18 protein-coding genes are annotated in these 19,982 nt (G+C 69.8%); 11 read left to right on the forward strand and 7 right to left on the reverse strand.

What is annotated here, in order from left to right:
- Positions 1-129 precede the first annotated feature (129 nt).
- A complete protein-coding gene (locus C6N31_RS16660) occupies positions 130-555 on the forward strand; it encodes a DUF6299 family protein (RefSeq protein WP_138352389.1) in 426 nt (141 codons plus the stop codon).
- Between the two features lie 24 nt (positions 556-579).
- Here the strand turns inward: C6N31_RS16660 and C6N31_RS16665 are convergent, their stop codons facing one another.
- The 4 genes from C6N31_RS16665 to C6N31_RS16680 form a co-directional block, all read right to left on the reverse strand.
- On the reverse strand, positions 580-987 hold the full coding sequence (locus tag C6N31_RS16665; protein ID WP_138352390.1) for an SHOCT domain-containing protein: 408 nt from the start codon (positions 985-987) through the stop codon (positions 580-582).
- Positions 988-1,034: 47 nt separating this feature from the next.
- The gene (locus C6N31_RS16670) at positions 1,035-1,679 is read right to left on the reverse strand and encodes a GAP family protein (protein ID WP_138352391.1); all 645 of its coding nucleotides are present in this window, start codon (positions 1,677-1,679) and stop codon (positions 1,035-1,037) included.
- A 79-nt stretch (positions 1,680-1,758) separates the two neighbouring features.
- The gene (locus tag C6N31_RS16675; protein WP_138352392.1) at positions 1,759-2,205 is read right to left on the reverse strand and encodes a DUF7144 family membrane protein; all 447 of its coding nucleotides are present in this window, start codon (positions 2,203-2,205) and stop codon (positions 1,759-1,761) included.
- Positions 2,206-2,450: 245 nt separating this feature from the next.
- Positions 2,451-4,457 carry a pentapeptide repeat-containing protein gene (locus C6N31_RS16680; RefSeq protein WP_138352393.1) on the reverse strand — a complete coding sequence of 669 codons (2,007 nt, stop codon included), beginning with the start codon at positions 4,455-4,457 and terminating at the stop codon, positions 2,451-2,453.
- Positions 4,458-4,653: 196 nt separating this feature from the next.
- Between C6N31_RS16680 and C6N31_RS43875 the strand changes: the two genes are divergently transcribed.
- Both C6N31_RS43875 and C6N31_RS16695 read left to right on the forward strand, forming a co-directional pair.
- Positions 4,654-7,254 carry an MDR family MFS transporter gene (locus C6N31_RS43875; protein WP_244808951.1) on the forward strand — a complete coding sequence of 867 codons (2,601 nt, stop codon included), beginning with the start codon at positions 4,654-4,656 and terminating at the stop codon, positions 7,252-7,254.
- 148 nt (positions 7,255-7,402) lie between these two features.
- Entirely contained in the window at positions 7,403-7,771 is a 369-nt protein-coding gene (locus C6N31_RS16695; RefSeq protein ID WP_138352394.1) for a cupin domain-containing protein, read from the forward strand.
- Between the two features lie 328 nt (positions 7,772-8,099).
- On the opposite strand, the gene C6N31_RS16700 is transcribed toward C6N31_RS16695, so the two are convergent.
- Positions 8,100-8,651, reverse strand: coding sequence for a DinB family protein (locus C6N31_RS16700; RefSeq protein ID WP_138352395.1), 552 nt, complete (start codon positions 8,649-8,651; stop codon positions 8,100-8,102).
- A gap of 64 nt (positions 8,652-8,715) precedes the next feature.
- The gene (locus tag C6N31_RS16705) at positions 8,716-9,129 is read right to left on the reverse strand and encodes an arsenate reductase ArsC (RefSeq protein ID WP_138352396.1); all 414 of its coding nucleotides are present in this window, start codon (positions 9,127-9,129) and stop codon (positions 8,716-8,718) included.
- Positions 9,130-9,208: 79 nt separating this feature from the next.
- Here C6N31_RS16705 and C6N31_RS16710 point away from each other — a divergent pair, with 79 nt between their 5' ends.
- Entirely contained in the window at positions 9,209-9,523 is a 315-nt protein-coding gene (locus tag C6N31_RS16710) for an ArsR/SmtB family transcription factor (RefSeq protein ID WP_138352397.1), read from the forward strand.
- 27 nt (positions 9,524-9,550) lie between these two features.
- Positions 9,551-10,360, forward strand: a complete 810-nt coding sequence (locus C6N31_RS16715; RefSeq protein ID WP_138352398.1) for an aquaporin — start codon at positions 9,551-9,553, stop codon at positions 10,358-10,360.
- A 79-nt stretch (positions 10,361-10,439) separates the two neighbouring features.
- On the opposite strand, the gene C6N31_RS43880 is transcribed toward C6N31_RS16715, so the two are convergent.
- A complete protein-coding gene (locus C6N31_RS43880; RefSeq protein ID WP_244808950.1) occupies positions 10,440-11,822 on the reverse strand; it encodes a ricin-type beta-trefoil lectin domain protein in 1,383 nt (460 codons plus the stop codon).
- Positions 11,823-12,255: 433 nt separating this feature from the next.
- Here C6N31_RS43880 and C6N31_RS16725 point away from each other — a divergent pair, with 433 nt between their 5' ends.
- The 6 genes from C6N31_RS16725 (at position 12,256) to C6N31_RS16745 (ending at position 19,927) form a co-directional block, all read left to right on the forward strand.
- The gene (locus C6N31_RS16725) at positions 12,256-12,555 is read left to right on the forward strand and encodes a WXG100 family type VII secretion target (RefSeq protein ID WP_138352399.1); all 300 of its coding nucleotides are present in this window, start codon (positions 12,256-12,258) and stop codon (positions 12,553-12,555) included.
- Between the two features lie 87 nt (positions 12,556-12,642).
- Complete coding sequence (locus C6N31_RS45560) at positions 12,643-15,357, forward strand: FtsK/SpoIIIE domain-containing protein (protein WP_306664980.1); 2,715 nt, start codon at positions 12,643-12,645, stop codon at positions 15,355-15,357.
- Entirely contained in the window at positions 15,264-17,057 is a 1,794-nt protein-coding gene (locus tag C6N31_RS45565) for an FtsK/SpoIIIE domain-containing protein (protein ID WP_307811425.1), read from the forward strand. Before C6N31_RS45560 ends, C6N31_RS45565 begins: the two co-directional genes overlap by 94 nt.
- Entirely contained in the window at positions 17,057-17,335 is a 279-nt protein-coding gene (locus C6N31_RS16735) for a hypothetical protein (protein ID WP_138352400.1), read from the forward strand. The genes C6N31_RS45565 and C6N31_RS16735 overlap by 1 nt, the downstream gene beginning before the upstream one ends.
- 22 nt (positions 17,336-17,357) lie before the next feature.
- Positions 17,358-18,839, forward strand: a complete 1,482-nt coding sequence (locus C6N31_RS16740) for a DUF308 domain-containing protein (protein ID WP_198357751.1) — start codon at positions 17,358-17,360, stop codon at positions 18,837-18,839.
- Positions 18,840-19,573: 734 nt separating this feature from the next.
- Entirely contained in the window at positions 19,574-19,927 is a 354-nt protein-coding gene (locus C6N31_RS16745) for a VOC family protein (RefSeq protein ID WP_138352402.1), read from the forward strand.
- Positions 19,928-19,982: the final 55 nt, after the last annotated feature.

Raw genomic sequence — 19,982 nt, forward strand, 5'->3', positions numbered from 1 at the left:
CAAGCGCTTGGCTGTGATGCAACCGGGTGACGTGGGATGTATGCCGTCGGACGTTCGGTCGGCGGAGGGCCGGGATCCGGTACATGTGGAACCTCTTGTTCCTGGCTGCATACTCCCAGAGGTGCCCTCATGTCCTTGCGCCCCGTTCTCGGCGCCGTCGCCAGTGCCGCGCTGCTGCTCCTGCTCAATGTCCCCATGGCATCGGCGGACCCGAGCGAGGTAGTGACCGTCGACCCAACCGGTAGTCTCGCAGCCGACGGGACCATCACCCTCTCCGGCACCTACCGCTGTGCAAGTGGACAGAACCCCGTGTTCGTGTCCTCCTCCGTGTCCCAGGGCGACACCCGTGTCCGCTACGGCATCGGTGGCACCAACGCCGTCTGCGACCAGACGGAGCACCGTTGGGTCAACTCCGAGAAGCTCGCCCGGGGCACCGTCACAGCAGGCGCCGTCCGTGTTGAAGCCACCGTGATGGAACTGGACTCCAGCGGAGGTCTCCCCCTGCCGAGGCTCCACGTGGCCGGGCAGCAGGACGTCAGGCTCGTCGCGGGCTGAGAAGAGCGGTCTGCCGCTCCGCCCTCAGGCCAGGAGTTTGGTCTTGGCCTGCTCGAATTCCTTGTCCGTGATGTCGCCGTGCTTCTTGAGTTCGGCGAGCCTGGCGAGCTCGTCGGTGGTGCTGCTGGTGCCGGCGGCGGCACGCACGTACGTCTGGAACTCCTCCTCGTGGCGCCTGGCCTGGTGCACGTCGCGCTCGTGCATGCCGCTGCCCCGGACGATCAGGTACACGAAGACGCCCAGGAACGGCAGGACCAGGACGAAGAACGCCCAGAAGGCCTTCATCCAGCCGTTCAGCTCGTGGTCACGGAAGATGTCAGCGATGACACGGAACAGCAGCATGAACCACAGCACCCACAGAAAGATGACCGCTATGGTCCAGAACAGGTTCAGCATCGGATAGTCCGATGCCAGGCTCACCGATTGGTTCATGGTCTTCTCCGTCGGTCGCGGTTGTTCTCAGGTCGCCGGTTGTGGTCTCAACTGACGAGTCCGTAAAGGCTCTGTCCCACCAGCCATAGGCCGAGTCCGAGCGACAGGCTCACGATCGCCTGGTCCTGGTGACCCTCGATCCAGGAGCGCAGACCGCTGAGTCCGGTCGCGGCGGCGGTCGGCCTGAAGGTGGCGTAGAGCTCCATGACCAGCAGGCTGGAGGTGGCCAGCAGGACGTAGCCGATCAAGGCCAGGTAGGTGGCGAGGGACGACAGGTTCGCCTGCACCACCGTCGCTCCACCGGCGGCGACGATGCCCCATGGCTGGAGCAGGATTCCCAGTCCCGCCGCGGACCACAGGGATATGTTGTCGAGTCGGGCGAACCACTTGGGGGACTGGCGTGGCCGGCGCCCACGGCGCCGTTTGCGCTCGCCGTAGAACACCATGCCGAAGCCCAGCAACAGTTTCACGGCCAGGGCGGCGGTGGACGGCGCACTCTTGTGCACGAGGGGTTCCCCGCCGGTCACCAGGACCACTCCGGCGATGACAAGTACCAGACACGCCAGCCAGGCCAGGATGAACGCCAGTCCCTTGCGCACTCCTTTGAGCCCCGAGAGAAGCAGGATGAACGCGGTGTTGTGCAGGGGCCCCAAGGTGATGGCCAGACCGATGACGACGAGGTCAAGCACCATGGCTGCCTCCACGGGAGAGCCGCGTTCGGTGAGTTGAGCAGATGGGATCTGCTCAACTCACGGCGGCGGCACTCGTCGGTCAGGATCGGGCTGCTGATGTCCCGGAGCGTGCGGGGGTGCACAGGGCATAGATGACGAAGATGTCGATGGCGATCAGGACGATCGCCCAGAACGGGTTGTAGGGCACCCACATGAAGTTGGCGATCAGGCTCAGTCCGACGAGGATGACGCCCACGGCGCGCGCCCACAGGGCTCCGGAGAAGAGAGCGCAGCCGGCGAGAAGCACGATGATGCCCAGGATGAGATGGATCCAGCCCCAGCTGGTCAGGTTGAACTGGAACGTGTAGTTCGTGGTTCTGACGAACAGGTCGTCCTTGGCGATGGCGGAAATCCCCTCGAGGATGGCCATGGCGCCGCTGAAGATCATCATGATCGCCGCGAACACAATCCAACCGGACTGACTGGCGAACGATGACCCGCCGGTACGGGTGCCTGCGGCCTGCGCCTGGTTGACGTTGCTGGCCATAGGTGCCTCCGTGATCAGGGGAGTCGCACGGAGCGGCCCTCTGAGCAGGCCGGTCGGCAGCTCCTCTACCAGCGTTCCACGACAATGCCGATCCCGCTCACTGTGCCGACCATGGGGTGCTGACGCTGGACCGGACGTGGGAGTTGAGACAGTGAGTAGTGGTGCAATGACTTGGAGTGATGAAGGCGTGGCTGCCTCCTGGGCATTCAGCGCGGACGATCGGGCCGGTGCCCGCATGGCGGCGGTCAGCGTTTGATGCGTCCGCGTACGGCGAGTGCGGCCAGGGCCAGGAGGATGGGTTCCAGCAGACGGGAAGTCATCTCGATGTAGGTGCCGGCAGTGGTGAGGTTCTGTCCGGAGGAGCGGAAGACCACGGAGTTGACGGCGACGCGAGTGGCTTTCTCGGTGCGCGCCGCGGTCATGCGCCGGCTGAGACTGCCGCGCAGGGAAGGATCCGGTGAGCTGGTGGTGAGGCTGATGGCGCTGCCGCGGAGGGTTCCTGTGGTGGCGGGGTCGGGGTCGTGGTCGGGCAGTCCGAAACCGCTGAGTAGGAGGATGGTCACCGACATGGCTGCCAGTAGCCAGGCCAGGGCGCGGGAGGAGCGCAGGCCGTACCCGGAGAGCAGCCAGTAGCCCCACAACAGGCCGCGTTCGCCGCGGGGGGTGGAGGCGCGGTCGTGGCGGCGCATCTCCATCTCGCCGTAGTAGAAGTCGGCGGCGCCAGGCTCGTTCTTGCCGTCCTCGAACGCTTTGCGCAACTGTCGGTAGAGCGCGGCCACGTCTTCGGGGTCGGGAGTGAGGCCGGGGTCGGGGTGGTGAGGACCTTCGCTCCAGACCCGGGCCGACGGTGGCCGGCCGGCCACCGGTGCGGGTTGGCCGGCGTTCCGGGCGCGCCAGTGGTGCTCTTCCGCCAACGTCCGCCGGCGGGTCCACCGGTAGGGCCAGATGCCGCGGAGGTGCCAGCCGGCGGGGGCCGGGGCGAGAGTGCAGCGGCCCTCCAAGCGGAGCTGGTCGAGATGGAAGGCCCCGGAGAACAGGCACTTGGTCAGATCGGTGTCGGTCAGGACCAGGTGCGCGGCATCGACACCCTGAACCGATTGCACCGTGGCCTGGGGAGCTGCCCCGGCCAACAGGCTCTCGCCGCTCGGCGCGCGGTAGGCGAAGGGAGCCGGGTGGGCGGTGACCGCGGCGGGGGCGGACAGGACCGCGTGGCTGAGGTCCACTGCCGCGTAGCGGAGCCGCATCGTCATCGTCGCCTCCCATCGGGTCCGTACGTAGTCCACTCGACGCGCCGCGATTTCGAGGGTCACCGGCGTCTCGAATACCGCGCCGCTCAGATTGACTGTCCGGGCACAGAGCACCGGCCCGAAGGACGACGCTGCCGCAAACCGCGCGCTGGAGAACCGGGCGTCCCCACTGAACTGCGCCCCGTCGAAACCGGCTTCCCCGGTGAACTGCGTCGCAAGGAACTGGGCGTCCCCAGCGAACTGCGCTCCATCGAACTGGGCGTCCCCACTGAACTGAACCCCGTCGAAACCGGCTTCGCCGCTGAACCGCGCATCGAGGAACCGGGCGCCCTTGGTGAAGCAGGCCGTGTCGAACGAGGCATTAACGGCGAATTCAGCCTCGCTGAACCAGGCGTTCTCGCTGAACCGGGTCTCGCGGAATCCAGCAGGTCCGCTGAACTCCGCTCTGTCGAAGTGGGCATCCTCGGTGAACTGCGCCATGTCGAACGCGGCGTCCTCAACGAACCGCGTCCCGTCGAACCAGGCGTCCTTCATGAACCGTGTCCCGCTGAACCAGACACTCTTGGAGAACTGCGCCTCGGTGAACCAGACGGCGTCGTGGAACTGGACCTCGCGGAAGCGGGCTTGCCCGGTGAACCGTGCACCGTGGAACCAGGCGGGTCCGGTGAACCGCGCCCCGTTGAACCGGACGTTCTCGCGGAACGTCGCCTCGGCGAAGTAGGCGGAGCCGAAATGCGGGTTCCCCGTGGCGGGGTCGCGCACCGCGTCGAGGACCTGGTTGAGGAGGGACCGGGTGAGCGGGGTTCCGCGGAGGTCCACATCACTGCCGGACGTCAGGCCGGCGAGGTGGGCGGCGCGGTCGGCGTCGGCGAGGTGAGCCAGGCAGGCGGTACTGCCAGGGGTGTGGACGCCTCGGCAACCAATGGGGTCGTGAGCCGGATCCGCACCATGCCCGCAGTGCGGCCAGCCAGGGGTCAGGGGTACGGGTGTCGGGGGTGCGCTCATGGGTGGCGGCTCCAGCTGCTCGATCGATAGGACCTTACCGACCAGGGCCGACAGGACGCGCCGGAGCGGGTGAACCGCACGCGGGACGGGTTGCTCGCAGATGGCCGCAGTCGCGACACCGCCCCGCATAAGGGACTTCCGCACCGGACTCCAGAATCGGACACCGGGGTCCTGGCTCCTCAAGTATCTTGCTGCGGTGGACCAGTTGATCACCGAAGACCCGACCCATATGGGCCCGTACCGCCTGATCGCCCGCCTGGGCGCGGGCGGAATGGGTCTGGTCTACCTGGGCCGTTCGGAGGCCGGACGGACCGTGGCCGTGAAGGTGGTGCAGGCCGAGCACGCTCAGCACCCCGAATTCCGCAAGCGGTTCGCGCGAGAGGTAGCGGCGGCCCGTCGGGTGGGCGGGGCCTGGACGGCGGACGTGCTCGACGCCGACACCGAGGCCGCCGTGCCCTGGGTGGCGACCCAGTACATCCCGGGGCCGGACCTGCAGACGGTGGTCGCCAAGGACTTCGGACCGCTGCCCGAGCATTCGGTACGCACCCTCGCCAACCGCCTCGCCCTCGCGCTGCAGGCTGTTCACGAGGTGGGCCTGATCCACCGCGACCTGAAGCCGTCCAACGTCCTCGTCACCGTCGACGGCCCCCGCGTCATCGACTTCGGCATCGCTCGGGCGATGGACAGCCTCGCCGGGGACAGCCTGCACACCCGCACCGGCATGCTGATCGGCTCCCCGGGGTTCATGTCGCCGGAGCAGGTACGCGGCCTTGAACTCACCCCCGCCAGCGACGTCTTCTGCTTGGGTGCCGTGCTCGTCTACGCCGCCACCGGGCGCCTCCTGTTCGGCGCCACGGACACCGGCCTCAACGCCCACCTCTTCCGGATCGCCGAGGAGGAAGCGGACCTGACCGGTGTACCGGAATCGCTGGTCGATCTCGTACGCGCCTGTCTGCACAAGAACCCGGCCGAGCGGCCCGCACTGCAGCAGATCGCGGCGCACACGGCGGCGGACGGGAACGGCGAATGGCTCCCTGGCCCCGTGCTGGCCCAACTCGGCCGACATGCGGCTCAGTTGCTGGACTATGCCCCTGCGATGCGGACCGCTCCGCCGGCCCCGGCTTCCGTCGTCCCCGTCCAGCCGCTGCCCCCCATGCCCGTGTACACCCCGACGGCCCCGGCGGACTTCCGTCCGGCTCCGGGCTTCGGCCCGCCACCGGGGCCGTACCCCGGCTCCTGGCCCGCGCCCCCTGTCCCGGCGGACGTCCACGGCCCGCATCCCCGGCGCTGGTGGGGCCTGGCGGTGATCACGCTGGCACAGTTGCTGGTGCTGATCAATGGGTCGTACCTGGACATGATCGAGCCGGCCGTCATGGCCGATCTGCAGATCCCTCACGACGACCTGAGCCTGCTGTACCTCGCCCATCCCCTCGCCTTCGGGGGTCTGCTCCTCCTCGGCGGGCGCATCGCGGATCTCATGGGCCGTAAACGGGCGCTGATCATCGGTCTGGCCGGCTTCGCGGTGGCCTCCGCGCTCGGCGGCGCGGCCGCGGGCGGCGACATGCTCATCTGGGCCATGGCGCTGCAGGGTGTCTTCGCCGCTCTGCTGTGGCCGTCGGCGCTGTCCCTGCTGGCCACCTCCTTCACCGACCCGAAGGAGCGCGGCAGGGCCTTCGGGGTCTTCGGTGTCATTGCCGGCGGCGGCTCGGCGATCGGACTGCTCGTGGGCGGTTGGGTGGTCACGAAACTGGACTGGCGCCTCGGTCTGTACATCAACGTCCTGATCGCCGTGGTCGCCGGGATCGGCGCGGCCACCCTGGTGCACGAGCGTCCGGGCCGCACTGCGGTGCGCCTGGACCTACTCGGCGCGGTGCTCGGCACCGGCGGACTCTTCGCCCTCACCCTCGGCTTCAACAAGGCCGGGACATGGGGCTGGACCGACCCCCGGATCGCGGCCCTACTGGTGGGTGGCGTCCTGCTGCTCGCGGCCTTCGTGGGGTGGCAGACCCAGGCGTCGACCCCGTTCCTGCCGCCCTACGTCTTCAGGGACCGAGCCCGCCTCGGCGCCTTCCTCACCATGGTCGTGGCAAGTATGGGACTTGTCGCGCTGTTCCTGACCGAGACCTTTTATCTCCAGGATGTCCTCGGTTACGACCCGTTCCGGTCCGGCGTCGCCTTCCTGCCCACAGTCGGCGCGATGGTCATCGGGTCCACCCAGATCTCCGCCCGCCTGCTGCACCGCGTCGGACCCCGCGCCTTGATGGTGCCGGGCCTGGCACTCGTGGCCGTCGGCGTTCTGCTCCTGACGCGCCTCACGCTCGACAGCACCTACTCCGCCCAGGTGCTGCCGAGCATGCTCCTCACCGGTCTCGGCACAGGCATGGCCTTGATGCCGCTCTTCGCCATCGCGACGGCCGGCACCACCCCGCAGGACTCCGGTGTGACCTCGGCATCGGTGAACGCCGCTCAACAGTTCGGGGGTTTGATCGGAGTCGTGGGGTTCAGCAGCATCCTCGGCTCGGCCATCGTCGCCCGGGTGCACGATCTGTCCGGGCTCCCGCCAGGCCTTGACGAGCTGGCCCGGAGCGGGCGCGCCAGCAGCCAGCGAGGGCTCCCACCGTCGCTGTCGAAGCCGCTCGCCGAAGCGACCATGAGCGGATACACCTCCACCCTCTGGTGGGTGGCCGGCATCCTGCTGCTCGCGGCCCTGGTAGCGGGCCTGATGATCCCGCCCACCGGCCCCACGACCGAGCCGGCAGCTCTCTACGGCAAGGGCGGCCACGTCGGACCTTCATGACGCGAGAGGGCGGCGTGACCCCGGCGTAATGAAAGTACGTGACGGGCGGTGGTCGGGCTCCGCCGCTCATCGGCTGAATCGCCACGTACCCGGGGCGGGTCTAGGCTGGAGGTGGACTCGGGGCCATTTCCCGCTGAGGTGGTTGATCATGACCGGACTGGTGTTCCGGAGTTTCGACTCCGCTGACGAGACAAGACCGTTCGAGGACGGCAAGGGCAGGCTGGACCTGCTCGAAACCGATGGTGGACCGGTCGGTCGGGCGGTCTTTGAGCCTGGCTGGCGCTGGTCCGAGCACATCAAGCCGATGGCCGGCACCGACAGCTGCCAGTCGGCCCATACCGGGTACGTGGTGAGCGGCCGGATCAAGGTCGTCATGGACGACGGCGAGAGCGCCGAGGCGGGTCCGGGCGACTTCATCCAGATCGCACCAGGACACGACGCCTGGGTGGTCGGCGACGAACCCTGCGTGGCGCTGGACTGGACCGGCTACGGAGATTACGCGAAGCCGACTTCGTAACAGGGTCCCGCGGGAGTCAGGCCCGGGCAGCCGGGCCTCGATCGCCTCCGTCAGCCACTCCAGGAAGAGCGCGACCGGCTCGGCCGGAGCCGATGCCGGGTCGAACGTGGCGAGGGGGCCGGCGAACACCTCCAGACCCCGCAGCCACGCACGTACATCCCGCGATCCGTCCGCCGCACCCATCAGGATCTCCGTCCCCGTCGCGTCCCACCGGTCACGACCGTACTGACCGCCCACGCTCCCGGCGACGGGTTCCGGACCCCGTCCCGAGGGCGTTACGACCGCCGGAACACCGCCCAGGAAGCGGACGCCCGCGCACGCGGCCTGATCACCTCGGCGGATCCTCGCCCGTCAGGCCGTCGACGGATTCGCGGATGAGGTCGGCGTGACCGACGTGGCGGGCGTACTCCTCGATGAGGTCCAGCAGGATGCGGCGGAGGTTGGGGTGTTCGCCGCTGCGGGTGACATAGGCGCCGAGCTGATCCAGTCCGCCCTCGCTGAGTGCTTGGTCAACGGTGGCACGGGAGCGGGCGACCGATTCCTGCCAGAGAGTGCGCAGTTGCTCGGGAGTGTCCTCGGCGGCCGAGCGGTAGTCCCAGTCGGGGACGCTGTCCCAGTCGACGGTGTCCCAGGGGGCGCCGGCGGCGGAGCCGAGCCACAGCCGGGCGAAGTGGCTGTCTTCCACGTGCGCCAGATGTTTGAGCAGCCCGCCCAGAGTGACGGTGGATGCGCCAACCGTGGCTTGCAGACCGGCGCTGTCCAGGCCGGAGCACTTCCAGGCGAGCGTGGCCCGCTGGCGTTCGAGGGCGCCGAGGACGGCTGCCGCCTCGGTACCGGCGAGGGGAGGTTCCGGCCATGTTTCCGCAGTGAACTCAGTCATGGCCGCAGACCTTAGCGAACGGCTCCGACAGCGCGTACCGGCGGACCCAACCGGCCGACCGCGCTCATGCGGCGGGCTCCGGGGCGATCTCGGCGATCAGGTTCTCGATGAGGGCCTTGATCTCATCGCGGATCGGGCGGACGGCCTCGACGCCCTGGCCGGCCGGGTCCTCCAGCTTCCAGTCCAGGTACCGCTTGCCGGGGAAGACCGGGCAGACGTCGCCGCAGCCCATCGTGATGCAGACGTCGGACGCCTGGACGGACTCGACCGTCAGTACCTTGGGGATCTCCGCCGAGATGTCGATGCCGACCTCGCGCATCGCCTCCACTGCCGCCGGATTCACCTGGGCGCCGGGGGCGGAGCCGGCGGAGCGGACCTCGACGCGGTCTCCGGCCAGGTGGGTGAGCCATGCGGCCGCCATCTGGGAGCGGCCGGCGTTGTGGACGCAGACGAAGAGGACGGATGGCTTGTCGGACACGGTGTTCTCGTTCCTTCTGTCGGCGAGCGTCGTGGGCGGGAGCTGGCATCAGCGCTCACTGATGTGAAAGTATCAGCAGATGATGACGTCAGTCGACACTGACCTGATGCGGGTTCTCGCCGACCCGCTCAGGCTGCAGATCGTGACCCTTCTCGCCCGGGAGACCTTGTGCACCACGCACCTGGTGGAGGAGACCGGGGCCAGACAGACCAACCTCTCGAACCACCTCAGGGTGCTGCGCGAGGCAGGCGTGGTCGATACCGAACCCTGCGGCCGATTCACGTACTACAAGCTGCGGCCGGACGTCATGGAAGCCCTGGCCGGGTCCTTCACCGAGCTCGCCGCCACCGCTCGCGCCACCGCCGAGGGCAACCTCAAGCGTTCCTGCCCCTGATCTCCGTACCTGCATTGAGGAGTCCCGTTGAGTGCCACCGAGGCCGGCGCCGCGACCACGGCGGAATCGCCGCCCATACCTGAGACCGGCCCCCAGCCTGCCCCGGGCGCCACCCCGCCCCGCGTCCCGCTGGCCCACCGGGCGGCAGCGGAACTGGTCGGCACCGCCGCCCTCGTGGCTGTGGTCGTCGGCTCCGGCATCCAGGCAACCCGGCTCAGCAAGGATGTGGGCCTGCAACTGCTGGCCAACTCCACTGCCACGGTCTTCGGCCTCGGCATCCTGGTCCTGCTGCTCGGCCCGGTCTCCGGTGCCCACTTCAACCCCGCCGTCACCCTCGCCGAGTGGTGGAACGCACGGCGCGGCGGCGCAGGCGTGACCGGCCGCGAGGTTGCCGTGTACCTCCCCGCGCAAGTGGTCGGGGCGATCGGCGGCGCGGTCCTGGCGGACGCGATGTTCGGCGAACCGCTCGTGAAGTGGTCCACGCACGACCGCTCGACCGGACACCTGCTGCTGGGCGAGGTCGTCGCCACCGCCGGACTCGTCCTGCTGATCTTCGGCCTGGCCCGCACCGGCCGACTGCGCTTCGCACCGGTCGCCGTCGCCTCGTACATCGGTGCCGCCTACTGGTTCACCTCGTCGACGTCGTTCGCCAATCCGGCGGTGACGATCGGCCGGGCTTTCACCGACACCTTCGCCGGGATCGCCCCGAGCTCGGTGCCCGGCTTCATCGGCGCCCAACTCGCCGGCGCCGTTGTGGGCCTGGCCCTGGTCGCGCTCGTCTTCGGCCGGACCGGCACCGCTGCTGCGGCAGCCACCGCCGCAGCGGGAGCCGAATGACCCACGCCGCGCGGGTGCAGTGATCGGCGGCGGCCCAGCCAGGGCTCGCCGCCGGCTACCACCTGCGCCAGTTCGGCGTTCAGCCTCGTTTGAAGACCGCCTCAGCCTTGTTGTGGCCGCAGGGAAGCAGCTGGATCGCCGTGCCGCCGTTCACCGTGCCCACGCACAGTTTGGCCTGCTCGGAGTAGACGGTGCTGTTGCCGGCGCGGACGGAGAACCGCTGCGCCGGATTGCCGCTGCAGTTCGCGAGCTGCACCACCGTGCCGGGGGCGGTGGCACCCCAGGCGGCGTCCATGCAGAGGCCTTTCGTCCGGACCGTGCCGTTCGAGGGGTCCCACTTCTGGTTCGCGCTGCCGTCGCACGCCGCCAGGATCAGCGGTGTGCCGTCCGAGGCCTTCGATCCGCTGAGGCACTTGCCGGTGCCGGGGTTCACCAGCGCGGTCGCCGTTCCGGCATTGCCCCCGTTGGTGGTTCCCCCGCTCGCGGGGGGAGTGCTCGCCGTCGGCTTCGAAGTGGCGGCGTCCTGGGGAGCCCCCTGGGTGCCGGGGGCCTTGGCCCCGGGTGCGGAGGACGATGAGGAGTCCTTCAGCGTGAGAACGAGGGCAGTGCCCATCAGGCAGGCGCCGACCGCGGTCGCCACGATCACCCAGCGGCGGGTGAACGGCCCTCCTCTCCGGCGGTTCTCGGGTGCGGCCCCGCCGACGGGGTGGCCGGCAGGATCGGCACCCGCCTCCTCATGGGCGGGCGCGTCCGATGACGGATGCAGCCGGCGTGCCACGGGCTCGTCCAGGAGGCCGGTGTCCACGACACCGTTCGCGTCGATGGTGAAGCGCCACCGCGGCTGGTCGACCCGGCCGACGACGACCACCGACCAGCGTCCGTCCGGATCGTCCGCCAGCTTGGTGATGCGTTCGCGTTGGCGGTCACGGCCGCCGGGCAGACCGACCAGCAGTGCCACCCCGCCGCTCACGTCGTCCAGCGCGGCATCGCCGTCGGTCAGGGCCTGGGTCGGTGACTCGGCCGATCCGAACCGCTCCGCGGCCCCTGGTCTGAACCCGATCCGGACCACCTGCACACCCTGTGACCACGGGCTCGTGGTGAGCTCGCGGGTCCACGCCTCGGCCAGGGCCCTTGCCTGCCGGGCGTCGCCCTCCAGGCTGATGATGCCGCCGACCTGACTGAGGTTCAGCAGCGCGAAGCCCGAGGCGGTGTCGCCGAGCGAGACCAGCTTCGGGTACGGGTCCGGCAGTGACTCCGCCACACTCGCGCTCTGCAGCATGCGCAGCCGCGCATGCCAGGTCCGGCCGCCGTGATCGGCGGTCCACCCGACGGGGGGACGCTCGTCGGGGGTCTTGAGGCGAAGCCAGACGGTGTCGGGTCCGACGACGACCACATGGGCCACGGGAACACCGCGGTTCTCGCGGTCGCAGGCGGTGGCCAGGACGCGTACGACCCGGTCCACGGTCCACAGGCCGTGATCGGCGCCCCGGGCCGGCCCCGATCGTGCCTCGGTCCTTCGCGACCTGCGCAGCCGGGCACGCCAGTCGCCGCGGCGAGGAACGCGATCAGCGGATCGGCTCGGCAGTGTCACCTGTGGCCCCTCGGTTGTGGGCGGCTGGTCGTGTCGGGCGCGCACCCCGCCAGGCGCGGCTGGCCGCGTCGTCAGGAGCTGCCCCACCACGAGCGGAGCGCACGGGGTTTTCGTCGTGCCCCGAACGTTGGCCTTCCCGCCAGGGAAGTGTCAACGCCGGGCAGGGGGAGGGCTTGGGCCCTTGGGCCCAAGCCTCCAGCCGGTGTTCTGGACCGCCACTGGGTCCGTTCCTAGCATCGGCAGCGTCCGTGCCGAACGAGTCGGTGCGTACCGAGACGCTCGGCGACACCAGAAGGGACACACCATGGCGAATCTGAACGTCACCTACCAGGAGATGTCGGACACCGCGAACACGATGCGCACCAACAAGGCCGATATCGACGACAAACTCACGCAGTGCAAGAGCATCGTCGACGGCCTGACGGCCAGCGGCTTCGTCACCGAGCAGGCATCGGGAAAGTTCGACGAAGTGCACACCGAGTTCGTCACCTCGGCCAATCAGGCCATGGAGACCCTGGACCAGCTGTCGGTGTGGCTCGACAAGGCCGTGGACGCGCTGCGTGACATGGACACCCAGCTCTCCGGTTCCCTCAACCAGAAGTAGCCGGCCCAGAGCGGCCGGCGCCGTACGTGCGCCCCGCGCCGGCCGCTCCCTCGGCTCGGGCGCCCGGACTGATGAGGGTGGGGAACCATGCCCATGATGATCACCATTGCCCGGCTACCGGACTGGTCGGCCGACGTGGTCGTGGATGCCGATCCCACCACCGTCCTCCGCGACGTCGTCAAGAACCTGCTGGACAGCCTTGATGCGTCGCAGACCCCGCCGTCCGGCGATCCGGGTGTGACGGCGGTCTATCTCGCCGATCAGCCGCTCGACCTCTCCACGCCCCTGGCGGACAGCGGGATCCACGACGGCACCGTCCTGTGGCTCGGCACGCCCGGCCCCGTCGCGGGCCCGGACACCGGTCTGGCCACGGTCAGGGCCGTGGCGGGCGCCGACGCCGGGCGGGTCTGGTACCTCGACGCGGGCGAGCACCGCATCGGATCCGGTGCCGGTTGCCGCATCATCATGGGCAGTGACCAGCCGGCGGTGGTCGCCGTCGTCCGGGTGTCCCTCGACGCCTCGGTGCACGTGCGCGCGGGCACGTCCTCCGCCCTGCTCGACCGCACCCCGCTGCCCGACCACGAGGTCGCCTGGCGGGAGACGTCCCAACTCCTGGTCGGGAAAACCATCCTGGAGGCGTATCCGCTGCTGAGCCCGGATGCCGTCGTCGAACCCTCGCCAGAGGGTGAGTACCTGGACTACAACCGTCCCCCTCGGCTGCTTCCCTTCGAGCAGCGCACCGCGTTCCGCCTCCCGAACCGGCCCAAGCCGTCGGCACCGAGCGCACTGCCCTGGCTGGCGGCAGCGCTGCCCGCCGTCTTCGGCGGCGCGTTCGCGGTGATGATGGACAACCCGTTGTTCCTGATGATGGCGGCGATGTCGCCGGTCATGGTCCTCGGGAACTGGTTCACCGGGCGGCGTCAGGGCCGGATCAGCAACCGGCGTCAGCTGGCCGAACACCAGGCCCAGCTCGAGGCCACCGAAGCCGAGATCACGGCGGCGCTGGAGCAGGAACGCTTGGACTACCGCGCCGCCAGCCCGGACCCGGCCGAGTTGCTCGTCATCGCGACCGGTCCGCGGGCCCGGCTCTGGGAACGCCGCCGCACCGATCCTGACCACCTGCTGGTCCGGGTCGGCATCGCCGACCTGCCCACCAAGATCTCTGTCGAGGGGGGCGACGGCACGCACCGCCAACGGGAAGTCCGGGCGGTGCGGGACGTCCCCGCGGCCTTCTCCATCGCGCAGACGGGTGTCGTCGGTGTCGCGGGGCTCGGCGACTGGCCGCGTCGTACCGCGCGCTGGCTGGTCGGTCAACTGGCCGTGCTGCAGAGTCCTCGCGACGTGCAGCTGTACATCCTGACCGACCCGGCGGGGGAGTCGCTATGGGAGTGGGCGGCTTGGCTGCCGCACACCCGGCCGATGCTGGGGCAGCAGGCGCTGGCTCTGCTGGGTGCCGACGCCGAGACGCTCGGCCGCCGGGTCGCCGAGCTGACCGAGCTCATCAACGCACGTCAGCAGGCGCGTCTCAACGCCGGCTTCGGGGCGGTGCTCGCCGACCCGGACGTCGTCGTGGTGCTGGACGGTGCCCGACGACTGCGGGCGTTGCCCGGAATGGTGACGATCCTGCAGGAAGGACCCGCGGTCGGCGTCTACAGCATCTGTGTGGACGCCGACGAACGCACCCTGCCTGAGGAGTGCGCGACCGTCCTGGTCGGGGGCGCCGCGCGGCCGGCCACCCTACGGCAGCAGCGCGCGGCACAGATCGACGACATCCTCGCGGACGAGGTGGCGGACAGCTGGTACGCGGCGACCGGGTGCCGGCTGGCGCCCCTGCGCGATGTCAGCGACAACCAGGGCGAGGCCGCGCTGCCGGCCGCCGCGCGCCTGCTGGAGGTCCTCGGACTGGAGGAGCCGACCGGTGCCTCGATCGCTGCCCGCTGGCGTGCCTCGGGCCGTACCACCAAGGCTGTGGTCGGCTATTCGCTCAGCGGCCCGTTCGCGCTCGACCTGGTCAACCACGGCCCGCACGGCCTGGTGGCGGGCACGACCGGTTCGGGCAAGTCGGAGTTCCTGCAGACCCTGGTGGCGTCGCTGGCCGTGGCCAACCGCCCGGACGCCATGACCTTCGTCCTGGTCGACTACAAGGGCGGTGCCGCGTTCAAGGACTGCGTCCAACTGCCCCACACCGTCGGCCTGGTGACGGACCTGGACACGCATCTCGTCGAGCGGGCCCTGGCCTCGCTGAGCGCCGAGTTGACCCATCGCGAGCACCGGCTCGCGGCCGCGGGCGCGAAAGACCTGGAGGACTACCTCGACTACGCCAGCCGACGGCCCGAACTGGCTCCCATACCACGCCTGCTCATCGTCATCGACGAGTTCGCCTCCATGGCGCGCGAGCTGCCCGACTTCGTCACCGGCCTGGTCAACGTCGCCCAGCGCGGCCGTTCGCTGGGCATCCATCTGATCCTGGCGACCCAACGCCCGTCCGGTGTGGTGTCGGCGGAAATCCGCGCCAACACCAACCTGCGGGTCGCGCTGCGGGTGACCGATTCCGGAGAGAGCACCGATGTCATCGATGCCCGGGAAGCCGCGAGCATCCCGGCGTCGACTCCGGGGCGGGGCTACGCCCGGCTCGGGCACAGCTCGCTGATCCCGTTCCAGACCGGCCGGGTGGGGGCCGCCGCCCGCCGGCCGACCGGACAGCGGTCGTGGCCGTCCCGTTCCTGCAGCCGGTCTCGTGGCTGGACCTCGGCCTGCCCGCGCCGCAGCGCCCGCACAGCACGGCCGAGACCAACGAACTGACCGACCTGTCAGTCCTGGTGACAGCGATCAGACAGGCCAACGACATGGTGGGCATCGCCCCGCAGCGCCGGCCGTGGCTGCCGCCGCCGCTGCCGCTGTCGCCGGTGGTCGAGCTGGCGGCGGATCCGGTCCGCGGTACCCGGGAGGATCCGTCCTTCTCCTGGGCGGTACAGGACCTGCCGACGCAGCAGCGCCAGGAACCCGTGACGGTGGACCTGGCCACCTTCGGGCACCTGCACATCATCGGAGGCCCGCGCTCCGGGCGCTCCGCGGCGCTGCGGACCTTCGCGGCCGCGGCGGCCAGTGCGTCCAGCGTCGCCGACCTGCACCTGTACGGGCTCGACTGCGGCAACGGAGCCCTGCTTCCGCTCACCAAGCTGCCGCACTGTGGCGCGGTGGTGCAGCGCTCGGAGACCGACCGGGCCGTCCGGCTGCTGCAACGCCTGGACGCCGAGGTGCGGAACCGTCAGCGACTGCTCGGTGAGGGAGGCTTCGCCGATGTGTCGGAGCAGCGGGCGGCCGCCCAGGAGTCCGAGCGGTTGCCCCATATCGTGCTGTTGCTCGACCGCTGGGAAGGGTTCATGGGAACCCTCAACGAGTACGACGCCGGGGCGCTGACCGAACTGATCCAGACCCTGCACCGCGAGGGCGCCAGCGCCGGGGTGCACGTGGTCATCGCCGGTGACCGCATGTTGCTGACCGGCCGGATGAGTTCGCTGTGCGAGGACAAGCTGGTGCTGCGGCTGTCGGACCGCAGCGACGCCAGCCTGGCCGGGCTGAACCCGCGGAAGATCCCGGAGAACCTGCCACCGGGCCGTGGTTACCGCGCGGGCAGCGCGATCGAGACCCAGGTCGCGCTGGTGGCGGCCGACCCGGCGGGTCCGGCGCAGGTGGCCGCGGTGCATGCGCTGGCCGCCCGGCTCGTCGAGCGGGAAGCGGGGGTCGAGAAGTCGGCGCGGCCGAACCGGATCGCGGTGCTGCCCACGGACCTCACGTTCGAGCAGGCGTGGGAGGCGGTCGGGACCCCGGCCCCCATGTGGGCACTGGTGGGGGTCGGCGGCGACGACCTCGAGCCGGTCGGGGCCGACCTGCTGGGTGATCAGCCGACCTTCCTGGTCGCCGGACCGTCCCGGTCCGGGCGCAGCACGGCACTCGCCGTCATGGCGGAGTCGCTGCTGCGCGGTGGCACCGAGATCGTCATCGGTGCCCCCATGAACTCCCCGCTGCGCGGCTTCGAGGGCCGGCCCGGGGTGCGGGGTGTCATCACCGGCGAGGAGCCGGCGGAGCGGGAGTTCTCCGAACTGCTGGACCCCGGTGACGGTCCGGTGGTGCTCCTGGTCGACGATGCCGAGGCATGGCGCGACCTGCGCTGCCGGGACTGGCTGAAGGCGTTCGTCCGCAAGGCTTCGGGGAGCAACCGGGGCGTGATCCTCGGCGGGAACGTCGCCTCGGTAGCGGCGGGCTTCTCCGGCTGGCAGGCGGAGGTCAAGAAGAACCGGCGCGGCGCGCTGCTGTCCCCTCCCGGCATGGGCGACGGCGACCTGGTCGGCGTCCGGCTGACGCGTTCTCAGATCGCCGCCAGGGTCGTGCCGGGCGCGGCACTGGTCCACCTGGGCAGCGGCAGCCTGCTGACCACCCAGATCCCTTCGGCAGCGCCGGCCCGGCCCGGCGGACCCACCCACGACACGCGGGAGCAGTGATGGCAGACCTGGTGGTGAAGGACCTGAAGGACCTGGTCAGCGATCTCAACGAACTGATCAGCCAGTTCGAGGGGGCGTTGGACTTCCAGAACGACGACAAGGGGCTCTGGGGTCAGCACAACGCCAATCTGTCGATGGGCGACTTCGCGGACAACTGGACCGTCCACCGCGACGCGATGGTCAAGGACATGAAATCCCTCCGCGACAAGGTGACCAAGATCGACGATGCGTGGTCGCAGGGGGAACAACAGCTGATGGACACGTTCCAGAACGGTTGACGAGTCGCTCAAGGAGAACCGCATGGCAATCAGAAATCTCGACTGGTCGTCGCTGGACCTGGACTCGGACCCCGCCTACGCCGACCCCGACGTGGTGAGCGCGGCGCAGAAGCGTTACAGCCACATCGCCACGACCATCGATGACGCGACCGCCAAGCTCGGGCAGATCGTGGACAGCGACAGTGACAGCCTCGCCGGCCAGTACGTCGAGGGGCTGAAGTCCGAGGCCGGCACCCTCAAGGACAGCCTCGGCAAGGCCGCGGTGCGCTACCACGATGTCGCCAACGAGATCGGCAAGTATGAGCCGGATCTGGACCGGGGGCTCAGCGAGACCGCCGGCGCGCTTCAGGACGCCGACGAGGCCCAGGGCTCCCAGACCAAGGCGAAGGGCCTACCGGATCCGACGAAGAGTCCGGACGGCACCATCACCCCCGAGGAACAGCAGAAGGGCACCGACAAGGAGAAGGCCAACTCCGAGGCGGCCTCGAAGATGGCAGCGGCGAAGACGCGGCTCAACAACGCCGTGGACGCTCTCAACGTGGCCGGCAAGCGCTTCGGCGACGCGGTCAGCGCCAGAAGGTACACCGATGGGCTGACCGACTCCTACAAGGACAAGCTCGATGCCGTCATGGCCAAGATCAGCCAGATCTTCGCCATCATCGGCATGATCCTGGGCGTCCTCGCGATCCTCATCCCCGGTGTGAACGTCATCGTCATCGCCGGGGTGGTCGCCGGTGCCGTCACGCTGATCGCCAACATCGTGCTGTACGTCGACGGCAAGGGCAGCGTCCTGGACGTCGTGCTCGGGGCGGTCGGGCTCGGCCTGGCCGGTCTGGGCGCCATCGTCGCGGTGGTGGGCAAGGGGATTTCCAGTATCGCCAAGGCCGCCGCCCTCGCGAACCGGCCGGGCGGAGCCGGCGGCATCCAACTGGTGCCGTTGCGGCCGCCCGCCGGCTCCATTCCGAACTTCTCCAGGCCGTTCGGGGCGGGCAACCCGCGTCCCGGCGGAGGTGTCCCGAACTTCTCCCGGCCGTTCGGGCCGAACAACAGGCCGGGAAACGTGCCGGGTCGCCCTGCCCCGGGCTCCCAACCGGCCGGGGCACCGCCGCCGAACGTGGCCGCCGACTGGCAGAACACGTCGAAGTGGTTCAACAATCCGGCCACCAACTGGCTGCTGGGCAAATTCGGCGCCACCACCCCCGAGATCGGGTTCTGGGCATCGAACTGGGCCGGGCTCCAGGGCGCCGGCAAGATGTGGGGCACCCTGCTGAGCGATCCGGCGAAGTTCGGAAAGGACTTCGCGAGCATCCTCGGCGGTATCAAGGGGCCCCTCGACCTGTCGGCCATCACCAAGGCGGCCGGCCTCGGGGGCATCTCGTCGCTGTGGTTCGTCTGGGGCGGCGTGAACGGCGCGTTCGGCATCGGCGCCGGCTTCATCTACACCGGTGGGCGCCTGGTCGGCTGGATCCCCGCGGTCAACCCGCCGGGCCAGGCCGCCTCGTGAGGACGGGAGAGACGATGAGCGACGACCGGCCGGCGCCGACGCAGGTGGAGTGGCACTGGGCCTGAGCACACGCGCTCGAGGGACCACCCACCGGTGGCCACGGCGCGGCTGACGCAGTCTCCGCAGGACGCACAGCCGCCGCCTGGGTCGCACGTACCCCGAACCAGATCCCACCCGACCGGGTTCGCCGAGAAAGGGACCGCATCATGGCGCTCAGGCAGATGGTGAGCCGGCCCCGGAGGCCAGCCAGTCCAGGAGGTCATCGGTCATCCACTCGCCGCCACCGGGGCTGTCGATGTCGCTGTCACCCGCGCCGAGGTCGAGACGGTGGACGGATGGGGCGAGCGCCCGCGGCCGTCAGGACCAGCCGTTGAGGCCCTCGGCTGCCTGGGTGATGACGGCGGCCACCGTGGCCGGACGGGAGACGTTTTCGCCGCGGCGGCCCAGCGACCCAGACACCGGCCGAGATCAGCCAGTGCGTACGGCGGCCGCGCGCCGGTGCCGGCGCAGCAGTTCCGCGAACTTCGGACGCTCGGCGATGGGGCCACTCCCTCTCGGCGACAGAAGCATCGGAGCTACTGCGATCGGGTGAAGCCTGATCAGAGTGCTGCCGTGAGTGCGGTGTTCGCTCACGAACTCGCGCGCTCCCGCCGTGCAAGCCGGGGATCCGCGTTGTTGCGAGCAACCCGGCAAGGTGCCACCACGCGCGATCGCCGTCCTGGCAGGATGGCGGCATGGAACGTGTGCTGGGAATCGGTGGATATTTCCTGCGGGCAGCGGATCCGGCGGCTCTGGGCGCCTGGTATCGCGACTGCCTGGGCCTGGACGCAGATGAGAACGGCCTGTGGCGTCCGGGAGCCGGGCCGACGGTGTTCGCGACCTTCGAGTCCGAGACCGACTACTTCGGGTCCCGCGCCCAGCAGAGCATGCTCAACTTCCGGGTCGGCGACCTCGATGCGATGCTCGCTCAGTTGCGCGCCAAGGGAGCGGACGTGGCTCCGGAGACGCAGGACATGGCGGGTGTCGGCCGATTCGGCTGGGTCACCGATCCTGAGGGCAACCGGGTCGAGCTGTGGCAGCCCGCCTGACCGCGACTTCCGACAGGCGGTGACGTGCTGCTGCTGCTCCAGCCGTGGAAGTCGT

It is taken from the genome of Streptomyces fildesensis (genome assembly GCF_016107395.1).
In the GTDB taxonomy this organism is placed as follows: Bacteria; Actinomycetota; Actinomycetes; order Streptomycetales; family Streptomycetaceae; genus Actinacidiphila; species Actinacidiphila fildesensis.